Raw genomic sequence first — 11,282 nt, forward strand, 5'->3', positions numbered from 1 at the left:
TTTAGATAAGTATTTCTTTGAAAATACTGTTTTCTATAATGAGCAACCGTATTGTGAATTAATTCGTGCAGATTTCTTTGAACTAGATTTTTCGCCATGTCCTACACCTTTAAATGAAGAATTTGATACACTTCGTGAAAAAATTGTATTAGATCTTACTTTAAAAGTTTTACAAACACAACAAGTGGAAGTTGGTTCTAGTACAAACAATATTTGTTAGAAACATAAGTTCTAGTGCAAAAAGAATCCGATTCATTTAGGATTCTTTTTATTTTTCAAATAATTCCTAAATCAAAATAAGAGCGGTGCATCCTGCTGGAATTTATTCTTCTTGATTTCTCATACAGGCGCATAGTGCTTTATAATTTTTTAACTCTTTCGCCATAAGTCTACGCATCTCTTTTTCATCGATGTCTTCAAAGAGTAACAATTGGCTCATACGATACACTTCCCCCCTCCGTTCGAACTCTTTTCTTTTCGAATGATTATTTTGTTGAGTTTTCTTCTTTCCACTTCACAATACGTCTTTCTGCATATTCCTTACCAATCCAAGCAGTTAATTCTTCTAGATAAAATGGTTCACCACACCTCGGGCAACTCGGCAACATCTTGCGTCCTCTATAACTAGACTCTAAACTTTTAATAATCCGTAAATGCGTTTTATATGCTGCAAGCTGTTTCTTCTGTTCCAAAAGATGCTCTGCTTGTCGATTAAATTCTTCTCGTTGCAATGATAAGTCGAGAATAGCATCGTAAGGATCAATAACAGATCCACAACTGTGGCAAGTTATACGTTTGTTTGTTGTATCTATTACAAATTTACGATTTTCACAGTTGCATATCTTACCTATGCCTCGATTGATTCGAACTTAATCAAGCCCAATGATTTTATCTGGTAACTGTTCTATTTTCTTTTCCCTCCCGAATAAAATTCTAAATCCTGTCCATACTGTAGATAACGCCATTCTTAATGTACTGTAACCATTGAATTCTCCTTCAAAACTAAGCAGTTAGCTTTTGCTAGCTGCTCTTTTGTTTTCCCTCACTCTTCACCCACTGACCATTTTCACGTTTCCAACGTTGTTCCCATAATTCTTTCAATGATTGCTCTTTCACCCGCTTATATTTTTCTATTTCTTCAACTGAGCTACGCATGTTTTCAATAGCTTCTTTCAGCTTAACTTCGTATTTCTCTATTTCATGTTCATCATTCTCTATAGTTCGTTTCCAAACGTTAATCCGCATGTCGTTCTTCTTTTTCCTTAGCAAGATTAGATTCGTAGTTTGTTGCCTTTTCCACAGGAGCTGCAGCAACCGGAGCTAGTATTCCAGGTTTTATTTTTTTAAACAGTTCATCCATTCTTTCTTCCGCTTTTAATCATGGTTATGATGGCCCAGATTTTTTTGTATCAACTTCATCAACAGTAGCTAAAACCATCCAATTATCTCTTTCAGTTAATGACGTACTTGATGTTCGTGTTAATTTTGGTGGTGGCACTGGTGCTATAGGTAATATATCGGCCAGTGCTTTTACCGTAAATCGAATTTTTTAACAAAGTAGTCTCTCCCAATCTTGTGGAGGGACTTTTTTTAAAACTTCTAAATACATCAAGTTCCGTTAGAATGAATCACCACTCTCTTAACAAAATTCAAATTGCATCAGAACGATTAGGTCATAAAGACGTATTAATTACTTTTAATAAGTACTCTCATATGTTATCCGGAGTACAAGAAGAAATAGTTAAAACTTTCGAAAAAATCACCTTCGGATAGTCGACGTTTGCAAACACATAAAAAATGCGGCTCCTAATTACACAGAAACCGCATCACCAGCCGTAATATAGAATGTATTTCCTTTTGAATTGTGGCGATCCGTTAACAATGCCGACAAGCTCGTCTTACAAGAAGCATATGAACATGAATTAGACTTAGTGTTTTCTAAAGTTACTGGCAAGTTCTTATCAAAATCAACGTTGTTCAATACATTCAAGAGCGATTAGGACACAAGAGTATTGAAGGTATTTCTAATGTTTATTCTCATATCAGCGATAAAATTAACAAAGATTCCATTTCAAGCTTTGAAGCTTATATGAATAATGTATTGGGGTAAGTATGATATTTTTGTGGGTGAATTAATTCTTTCATAAATAAAAGTGTTTTACCTACAAAACAAAAACCCCTCAACACGTTATGTGTCGAGGGGGTGGGTCTCCTAGTAAAGAGACATATATTGATCGCGTTCCCATTGGTGAACTTGCGTGCGGAACATATCCCACTCAATTTCTTTCGCTTCGATGAAGTGCTCAAGTAAATGATTACCTAATGCACCACATACGATTTCGTTAGATTGCAATGTAACTAACGCTTGCGCTAATGTTGCTGGCAAGTCAGCGATACCTGCTTCTTCACGCTCTTCTCTTGTCATTACATAGATGTTACGGTCTACTGCAGCTGGTGGAGTTAATTTATTTTTAATTCCATCAAGACCTGCAGCTAATAACGTTGCCATTACTAAATATGGGTTTGCAGCTGGGTCAACACTACGTACCTCTACACGCGTACTTACACCACGAGATGCTGGAATACGTACTAATGGGCTACGGTTTTGTGCAGACCACGCTACGTAACAAGGTGCCTCATATCCAGGTACTAAACGCTTGTAAGAGTTTACAGTTGGGTTTGCTACCGCTGTAAATGCTGGCGCATGTTTTAAAATACCTGCGATGAAGTGACGAGCATCGTCACTTAATTGTAAGTCACCATTTTGATCGTAGAATACGTTTTCTCCATTTTTAAATAATGATAAGTTACAGTGCATACCAGAGCCGTTCACTCCGAATAATGGTTTCGGCATAAATGTTGCATGTAAACCATGTTTACGAGCGATTGTTTTTACAACAAGTTTGAATGTTTGAATATCATCACATGAACGGATAGCATTCGCATATTTAAAATCAATTTCGTGCTGCCCTGGTGCAACTTCATGGTGAGACGCTTCAATTTCAAAGCCCATTTCTTCAAGTTCAAGAACGATATCACGACGACAGTTTTCCCCTAGATCCATCGGCGCAAGGTCGAAGTATCCACCATTATCGTTTAGTTCTAATGTTGGGTTTCCTTTTTCATCAACTTTGAATAAGAAAAACTCTGGTTCTGGTCCAAGATTGAACTCTGTAAACCCTAGTGCTTCCATTTCTTTTAACATACGTTTTAAATTGTTACGTGGGTCACCTTCAAACGGAGTGCCATCAGCATTGTAGATATCACAAATCAAACGAGCTACTTTACCTTTTTCAGCAGTCCAAGGGAATACTACCCAAGTATCTAAGTCTGGGTATAAATACATGTCAGACTCTTCAATACGTACAAATCCTTCAATAGAAGATCCGTCAAACATCATTTTGTTATCTAGAGCTTTTGTTAACTGACTAACTGGAATCTCTACGTTTTTAATAATTCCTAAAAGATCCGTAAATTGTAGACGGATATACTTTACATTCTCTTCTTTCGCTAAACGGAAAATATCTTCTCTAGTGTACTTTGCCATTATAAATTCCTCCTTAGTCCCTCTAAACACCTTCAGAATCAGTTGTCTCTAATGAAAAAACCTTGAAATATCACCTTGTCGCAATGAAGTCCGATTAAACCTGCCTGTGTGCTGCAGTTCATCTCGAAGAATTTTACGAAGCTCGGATTTTGAAATTTCTTTTGTTTCTTCTTTTACTTTCACTGCTTCTGTTTGATTTTCTTTCATTTGCAATACTTGTTTAATACCGGCCATGTTTAAGCCTTGATCTAACAAATCTTTAATTTCCAACAACTTATCTACGTCGTTAAATGAAAACAATCTACGATTTCCCTTTGTACGGGTTGGAAAAATTAAATTGTGCTCTTCATAGTAACGAATTTGACGCGCAGATAATTGTGTTAAATCCATTACAATACCAATAGGAAACAGCGGAGCAGAACGTCTATCTTCTTTCATCGTTTCAGTTCCTCCTTCGCCTTAACTGTTTCCATTTTATATCATGTTATGTTTCGTGTCAATAGATGTTAGCTTTTCTCACATGATTTTTTATAAATTTTTTCATTCTTTTTTAAAATGGCACAAATCCCTTATCCTATACAAAAAAGCTGTCGAAATCGACAGCTTCCCCTTATGAGATTACTAATAGTTTTTTTTCAATTAACGCATCAATTGCCGAACAAATCGCAATCTTCACGTGAGAATATGTTAACCCACCTTGTACATAAGCAACATACGGCGGACGAATCGGACCATCTGCTGATAGTTCAATACTCGCACCTTGAATAAACGTACCCGCAGCCATAATGACATCATCTTCATAACCTGGCATATAGTTGGGATACGGTGTAAATTGTGAATTGATTGGAGATGCATATTGAATCGCTTGGCAAAATGCAATCATTCGCTCTTTGTCATTAAATTGAACAGATTGAATTAAATCCGTTCTTGCAGCGTTCCAAGTTGGTGATGTATTCATTCCTAACTTTTCTAAAAATGCCGCTGTAAAGATTGCTCCTTTTAACGCTTGCCCAGCAACATGCGGCGCTAAGAAGAACCCTTGATACATTTCTTGTAAACTATATAAAGATGCCCCTGCTTCTGCTCCAATCCCCGGAGACGTTAAACGATACGCACAAGCTTCTACATATTGCTCTTTCCCAACAATGTAACCACCTGTTTTTACAATTCCGCCACCTGGGTTTTTGATAAGAGATCCTGCCATTAAATCCGCACCAACATGACACGGCTCTAATTCTTCAACAAATTCTCCGTAGCAGTTGTCTACAAATACAACGACATCGGGTTTAATTTCTTTTACAAACGAGATCATTTCTTTAATTTCCGTAACTGTAAATGACGGACGTGTTGCATAACCTTTTGAACGTTGAATTCCAATCATTTTTGTCTTATTATGAATGGCAGCTTCTACAGCTTTAAAGTCAACACGACCTTCAGCTGTTAATGGAACCGCATTGTAACCAATGTTATATTCTTTAAAAGAACCGACACCTTTCCCGCGCACACCAACAATCTCTTCTAACGTGTCATATGGTTTCCCCGTTATATACAACAACTCATCATCTGGACGTAAAATCCCAAATAAAGCAGTTGAAATCGCATGTGTACCTGAAATAATTTGCGGACGAACAAGGCCCGCTTCCGCTCCAAATACATCAGCATACACTTTTTCTAACGTGTCACGACCAAGATCATCATATCCATAACCTGTCGTTGGAATAAAGTGTGAATCACTAATTTTATGTTTACGGAAACTCTCTAATACGCGGAATTGATTACTCTCAATAACTTCATCCACACGTTTATGTATATCTGCAATTTGACCCTCTACTTCTCTTACGATAGGGGCCATTCTTTCTCCATTTTTCAAACGATCAAACATTGTTATTCTCTTCTCCTTTTTGCACTAAAAATCTCTTCAATTGCCCATTCAGTGGCGAATGGGCAAATATATGACCTGTACACTCATACGAGAGCTCATCTTCTTGAAATATCATCTCTGTTAATACCGTTTCTGTTTTTAAAAGCGTTAGCAATCTACCCTCACTTGGAGGAATCATAACTTTATAAGATTCCATCCCTTCCATCATCTTCGTTTCTACCGCTTCTTTTAACTTTAATAAGTCTACTTCCTCAAATGCACTCGTCATAAGAAAATCACTTTTCGGAAACGGGATGAAGTTTTGGTGTAATTTATCTTTTTTATTGTACACCGTAATAATCGGAATATGATCAATTTCAAGATCTTGCAGTAATTGTTTCACAGTCTGTTCATGTCCAACATAATTCGGATCCGCAGCATCAACGACATGTAAAATAACATCTGCTTCCCCCGCTTCTTCCAGTGTAGAACGAAACGATGCAACCAATGCTGTTGGTAAGTCTTGAATAAAACCTACCGTATCAGTCAGTAACACCGTATACCCACAAGGCAACTGCATTTTCCGCGTCGTCGGATCAAGTGTAGCAAATAGTAAATTTTCTTCAAACGTATCTGCCTCTGTTAATCTGTTAAACAACGTCGATTTCCCGGCATTTGTATAGCCAATTAACGAAACTTGAAACACTTGATTATCTTTTCGGCGCTCACGATATCTTTTCCGATGCTCCACAATAACCTCTAGTTGTTTCTTAATCTCATCAATACGCGAACGAATATGACGACGATCTGTTTCTAGCTTTGTTTCACCTGGCCCTCTTGTACCAATTCCGCCTCCAAGACGCGATAACGCTATCCCCTGACCCATAAGACGCGGCATCATATATTGCAACTGAGCTAATTCTACTTGAAGCTTACCTTCCCTCGATTTCGCACGCTGCGCAAAAATATCTAATATAAGCTGCGTTCGATCAATTACTCTTGCATCTAGTACAGCTGACAAATTTCGGATTTGACTTGGTGTTAACTCATTGTTAAAAACAATAACATCAGGTTCTAATTCTTCCGCAAGCGCAGCTACCTCTTCTAATTTCCCCTTCCCTACATAAGTAGATGGATGAAATTTCAGACGTTTTTGCGTTGTAGAAACCAAAACCTCCGCACGTGCCGTCTTTGCTAACGACGCGAGTTCTTTCATGGAATGCATAAACCTTTCGTCATCATCTTGCGACAGTTGGCAGCCAACTAATATGACTTTTTCTTTTTCTTCCATCAAATATGTTCACTCATCCTTTTCGAAAATTAAACCTTCTAATATAATAGCAGAGGAAGCACATTTCATCTAGTTAGCGGGGGAGAAAATTCATGGCATGGGAGATTTTTAGCATCATTGGCACAATTGCCTTCGCACTCAGCGGAGCCATTGTTGCAATGGAAGAAGATTACGATATTTTCGGGGTATATATTTTAGGAATGGCAACAGCATTCGGAGGAGGCGCCCTTCGTAACTTATTAATCGGTTATCCAATCGTCGCATTTTGGCAACAAGACATGTTATTTCAAATCGCACTCTTATCAATGACGATTATTTTTCTATTTCCAAACAAACTAATTACACATTGGAAACGATGGGAAAATATTACGGATGCCATCGGCTTATCAGCATTCGCTGTACAAGGGGCTCTTTACGCACAAAAACTAAACTTACCGATCAGCGCTACAATTGTTGCAGCTGTTTTAACAGGAATTGGCGGCGGTATCATTCGTGATTTATTAGCACGCCGTAAACCTCTCGTCCTTCGTGCAGAAGTATATGCATTTTGGACGATTTTAGCAGGCTTCTTAATCGGCGCCAAGATTATTGTCAGCGACTGGGCTCTATACACCTTATTCATTATGATCGTTTGCTTCCGCATGATCTCAATTCATTACAAATGGCATTTACCGCACAGGCGTTTAGAAAACAAAGAACGTTCCCTGCATAAATAGCATCTTCACCTCTTTACATATCGTAAAGAGGTTTTTCTTTTCTAACGTGTTTTTCTGTCCATAGTGTCCATACTAAACTTTAAAGCGAGGTGAATACAATGACAAACCACGTAAACAAAGGTGCTCAAAAAAGCTCAGTCAATCAAATTAGCTACGATCCAAAATCAGCCCATGAAAAAAGCAAAAAGATGGAACAATATCATAAAGCATATCAACAAAAAACTAAAGAAGAATAGGAGTGGTAACTAATGGCAAAAGGAAATAACAAACGTAATCGCGGACAAAGTAGCAGCGTTAATCCACAAGGACTTGCATCAGACGTAGCTGATCAAAGTCCAAAAAGCAAATTAGAACAACGCGCAAAAACAAAAAATACAAAATAAAACACGAAGTCTTATACTTCATGTTCTTTCATAATAAAGTAAACGCACAGTTTATGAACTGTGCGTCTCTTCTTCAAGCATTAAATCACTGCTCGATATCCCTATTAAATCATACTTATCATACGTATCCTCTTGTAACAGGCGCATAGCCTGTGTACGAATCGATTTCTCAACAACATTCCGAACATAACGTCCGTTACTAAATGATGCAATTTGTGATGAATATTTCACCGCATGTAAATGATCACGAAATTTCCACTCAGCCTCTTTTGATAACTGATATTCTCGTTCATCATACATTCTCTTTCCAATTTCTAACAACTGATTTACTGTATAATCCGCAAACTCAATAATAAACGGAAAACGTGATTGCAAGCCCGGATTTAAAGAAAGGAAATGGTTCATCTCTCTTGAATACCCCGCTAAAATTAAAACAAATCCATGTTGCTTATCTTCCATATGTTTCACAAGCGTATCAATCGCTTCTTTCCCAAAGTCTTTCTCTCCACCGCGAGCTAACGAATACGCCTCATCAATAAACAATATACCTCCCATGGCTTTTTTAATTAGATCTCTCGTTTTTTGTGCCGTATGCCCAATATATTCTCCTACGAGATCTGCACGTTCCGCCTCAACTAAATGACCTTTTGATAAAATGTTCATCTCAAATAACAATTTCCCTATCATTCTTGCGACAGTTGTTTTCCCTGTCCCTGGATTCCCTTTGAACAACATATGAAGCACTTGCTTTTCTGATTTCAAGCCAATTTCTTGCCTTTTTTTATTCACATAAATCCATGCGTAGATTTCTTTTATTATTTTCTTTATTTCTTCCATCCCAACAAGCTTACCCATTTCCTCTTCGATACGCTGTAACATTTCATGTTTTGTAGCTGTTTCATTTGAAATAACTAATTTTTTTTCCGAAGCAGGTACTGAAAATTTTTTTCGGTGATTTAACACAATATTAATTTGATTATTATTTTTCTTTCGTATTGATTGTTCCATACAATCACCTCTTTTTATCAACTCACCAAATATTATTATTAATATTTCCATTTCCCTTACAAATGACTATTTTCAGAAAAGTTTGCTATAATATAAGAAATGATCAAGGTGGTGGGACTATGGAAACAACAGAGCTTCACGATACAGTACAAGCCTTTTCTGCTTTTTTATTGAATAAGGGCAGAAAACCTTCAACTATTAAACGATACGTTTATGACATTGAAGATTTCGGGCATTGGTTAGAAAAAAACAAAAAACTTTCTTCTAATATATGGGCAACACTTTGTACAAAAGACTACGAAGATTATTTTTCCGACTTAAAAGAGAAACGACATTACTCTGAAAAAACAATGCACCGTGTATTTATTGTTTTAAATAGACTATATCAGTTTTTAAACCTACCAAATCCATTAAAAAATATGGAACTTGTCATCCAACCAAATCGAGCACTGCGTAATGAAGATTTCATTTCACCCGAAGAAGAAAAACACTTAAAATATATCCTTACTTCATTAGAAGGATTATCAGAGAAGCAACGCCCTGTCCGTCCATTACTAATGGATCGTAACATTTCAATAGTCAATCTACTTATCGACTACGGCCTTTCCTTACAAGAGCTCGTATCATTACATATGCATCACGTTCATTTCGAAACGAACACACTTTCGATCCCAGCAGTAGCCGGCATCGAAAGGACTATTACATTGACCAACGAAGATAAAAAGCAACTATACACTTATTACAAAAAAATCCCTGAACCTGTTCGTCCAAAATATCATAGCGGTGATCCACTTTTCGTTGCCTTCGATTTTAACCGTGGCACATATCGTTGGGTATACGAAAACGACGCCCCCAAAGCATTAACTGAAATAGCCGTCCAAAAAATGATTCGCCTTGAAGTGGCAAGAGCAAATTTACGCAAAGGCATTTCCGGTCAACACTTCCGAAACACGTTTATTTTACGCCTAATCAAACTACAAACTCCCGAACAAGAAATCATGAAACGTGTTGGCTTTAAATCAAAAATTTCTTTGAAACGATATTATCAATACGCAAAAAAATAAAAAATAAAAAACGCTTAAAAATAGGCGTTTTTTTTATTTTTTCGTAAACAGTTTATTTCACTATTCACTTTTCTCCATTTCTTGCATCTAATATGATGAGTTTCGTTCGTATTTCAATTAGAAAGGAGCAAATCAATGTCCCGTTTTAATGACGATCTGAATAAGATGTCTAAGCCTTGTTTCCCGAGTAACTCCGGACGAATTCCAACCACTTCATCCATCCCTATTTCCAAATCTCAAGTCAGAACTTTCCGTACAATCATCTCCCATTTAATTATAATAATCCCTGATTTATTCCGAGATCCATCTCCATCTAACATCGATAAATTTATAGATACATTACGCCTATTAAAAAAGTTCATCCAATCTTTAGACGCGACTTCTTCCCAAAAAGCAGCAGGTCTTGCGATCATTAAAAATTTAATAACTATACTAGAAAACAAAAAATTTGTTGCAAGTGCCGTGTTCATCGAGTTTCAAAGTTTACTCAACTATTTATTATACCTTACAAAACTATTCTGCTTAGATTCATGCACAACCCAAAGTATCATCAAACAAATAGAAGAACTTCAACTTATCTTCATTCGATTCGCACCATGTAAAGGAAGAGGACCTACTGGACCTCAGGGACCTCAGGGACCTCAAGGACCTCGAGGTAACACAGGTGCTCAAGGGCCTCAAGGTGCTCAAGGTGCTCAAGGGCCTCAAGGTGGCACGGGTGCTCAAGGACCTCAAGGCGCTCAAGGTGCCCAAGGTGCTCAAGGCGCACAAGGTGCTCAAGGCGCACAAGGTGCTCAAGGCGCACAAGGTGCTCAAGGCGCACAAGGTGCTCAAGGCGGCACGGGTGCCCAAGGACCTCAAGGTGCTCAAGGACCTCAAGGTGCTCAAGGACCTCAAGGTGCTCAAGGTGCTCAAGGTGGCACAGGCGCACAAGGACCTCAAGGTGCTCAAGGACCTCAAGGTGCTCAAGGACCTCAAGGTGCTCAAGGTGCTCAAGGTGCTCAAGGTGCTCAAGGACCTCAAGGTGGCACGGGTGCCCAAGGACCTCAAGGCGCTCAAGGTGCTCAAGGCGCTCAAGGTGCTCAAGGCGCTCAAGGTGCTCAAGGACCTCAAGGTGCTCAAGGTGCTCAAGGTGCTCAAGGTGGCACAGGCGCACAAGGACCTCAAGGTGCTCAAGGCGCTCAAGGTGCTCAAGGTGCTCAAGGTGCTCAAGGACCTCAAGGTGCTCAAGGACCTCAAGGTGCTCAAGGACCTCAAGGTGCTCAAGGACCTCAAGGTGCTCAAGGCGCCCAAGGTGCTCAAGGTGGCACAGGCGCCCAAGGACCTCAAGGTGCTCAAGGACCTCAAGGTGCTCAAGGACCTCAAGGTGCTCAAGGACCTCAAGGTGCTCAAGGACCTCAAGGTGCTCAAGG

Annotated in this window: 13 protein-coding genes and 1 pseudogene; 6 read left to right on the top strand and 8 right to left on the bottom strand. The window is 38.5% G+C overall.

What is annotated here, in order from left to right; genetic code table 11:
- Nucleotides 1-220 (top strand): annotated as a pseudogene (locus tag AZF08_RS18680) (CsxC family protein); the annotation flags it as partial.
- Between the two features lie 265 nt (nucleotides 221-485).
- Here the strand turns inward: AZF08_RS18680 and AZF08_RS31390 are convergent.
- The 7 genes from AZF08_RS31390 to hflX form a co-directional block, all read right to left on the bottom strand.
- The gene (locus tag AZF08_RS31390) at nucleotides 486-692 is read right to left on the bottom strand and encodes a hypothetical protein (protein WP_235190151.1); all 207 of its coding nucleotides are present in this window, start codon (nucleotides 690-692) and stop codon (nucleotides 486-488) included.
- A 328-nt stretch (nucleotides 693-1,020) separates the two neighbouring features.
- The gene (locus AZF08_RS18685) at nucleotides 1,021-1,245 is read right to left on the bottom strand and encodes a hypothetical protein (RefSeq protein WP_033678972.1); all 225 of its coding nucleotides are present in this window, start codon (nucleotides 1,243-1,245) and stop codon (nucleotides 1,021-1,023) included.
- On the bottom strand, nucleotides 1,235-1,360 hold the full coding sequence (locus AZF08_RS31825; RefSeq protein WP_265182933.1) for a hypothetical protein: 126 nt from the start codon (nucleotides 1,358-1,360) through the stop codon (nucleotides 1,235-1,237). Before AZF08_RS31825 ends, AZF08_RS18685 begins: the two co-directional genes overlap by 11 nt.
- An 852-nt stretch (nucleotides 1,361-2,212) precedes the next feature.
- On the bottom strand, nucleotides 2,213-3,547 hold the full coding sequence (gene glnA / locus AZF08_RS18690; protein ID WP_033678971.1) for a type I glutamate--ammonia ligase: 1,335 nt from the start codon (nucleotides 3,545-3,547) through the stop codon (nucleotides 2,213-2,215).
- A gap of 48 nt (nucleotides 3,548-3,595) precedes the next feature.
- Nucleotides 3,596-3,985, bottom strand: coding sequence for a transcriptional repressor GlnR (glnR, locus tag AZF08_RS18695; RefSeq protein ID WP_002014475.1), 390 nt, complete (start codon nucleotides 3,983-3,985; stop codon nucleotides 3,596-3,598).
- A 172-nt stretch (nucleotides 3,986-4,157) separates the two neighbouring features.
- Entirely contained in the window at nucleotides 4,158-5,429 is a 1,272-nt protein-coding gene (locus AZF08_RS18700; protein WP_033678970.1) for a methionine gamma-lyase family protein, read from the bottom strand.
- Nucleotides 5,422-6,699 carry a GTPase HflX gene (hflX, locus tag AZF08_RS18705; RefSeq protein WP_033678969.1) on the bottom strand — a complete coding sequence of 426 codons (1,278 nt, stop codon included), beginning with the start codon at nucleotides 6,697-6,699 and terminating at the stop codon, nucleotides 5,422-5,424. Before hflX ends, AZF08_RS18700 begins: the two co-directional genes overlap by 8 nt.
- A gap of 92 nt (nucleotides 6,700-6,791) precedes the next feature.
- Between hflX and AZF08_RS18710 the strand changes: the two genes are divergently transcribed.
- The 3 genes from AZF08_RS18710 to AZF08_RS31830 all read left to right on the top strand — a co-directional run bounded on the left by AZF08_RS18710 (nucleotide 6,792) and on the right by AZF08_RS31830 (nucleotide 7,798).
- Nucleotides 6,792-7,415, top strand: a complete 624-nt coding sequence (locus AZF08_RS18710) for a trimeric intracellular cation channel family protein (protein WP_033678968.1) — start codon at nucleotides 6,792-6,794, stop codon at nucleotides 7,413-7,415.
- 98 nt (nucleotides 7,416-7,513) lie between these two features.
- Nucleotides 7,514-7,651, top strand: a complete 138-nt coding sequence (locus AZF08_RS30830) for a hypothetical protein (protein ID WP_063177341.1) — start codon at nucleotides 7,514-7,516, stop codon at nucleotides 7,649-7,651.
- 12 nt (nucleotides 7,652-7,663) lie between these two features.
- Entirely contained in the window at nucleotides 7,664-7,798 is a 135-nt protein-coding gene (locus tag AZF08_RS31830) for a hypothetical protein (protein ID WP_265182932.1), read from the top strand.
- A 51-nt stretch (nucleotides 7,799-7,849) separates the two neighbouring features.
- Here AZF08_RS31830 and spoVK read toward each other — a convergent pair whose 3' ends face one another.
- Nucleotides 7,850-8,806 (bottom strand): stage V sporulation protein K, encoded by a 957-nt coding sequence (gene spoVK / locus AZF08_RS18720; protein ID WP_033678967.1) that lies wholly within the window; start codon nucleotides 8,804-8,806, stop codon nucleotides 7,850-7,852.
- 62 nt (nucleotides 8,807-8,868) lie between these two features.
- On the opposite strand from spoVK, the gene AZF08_RS18725 reads away from it, so the two are divergent.
- Together AZF08_RS18725 and AZF08_RS32225 are read left to right on the top strand one after the other, a co-directional pair.
- On the top strand, nucleotides 8,869-9,870 hold the full coding sequence (locus tag AZF08_RS18725; RefSeq protein ID WP_082246216.1) for a tyrosine-type recombinase/integrase: 1,002 nt from the start codon (nucleotides 8,869-8,871) through the stop codon (nucleotides 9,868-9,870).
- A gap of 135 nt (nucleotides 9,871-10,005) precedes the next feature.
- A partial coding sequence (locus tag AZF08_RS32225; protein ID WP_153019555.1) for a collagen-like protein occupies nucleotides 10,006-11,282 on the top strand: 1,277 nt, incomplete at its 3' end.

It is taken from the genome of Bacillus gaemokensis (genome assembly GCF_001590835.1).
Lineage (GTDB): Bacteria > Bacillota > Bacilli > Bacillales > Bacillaceae_G > Bacillus_A > Bacillus_A gaemokensis.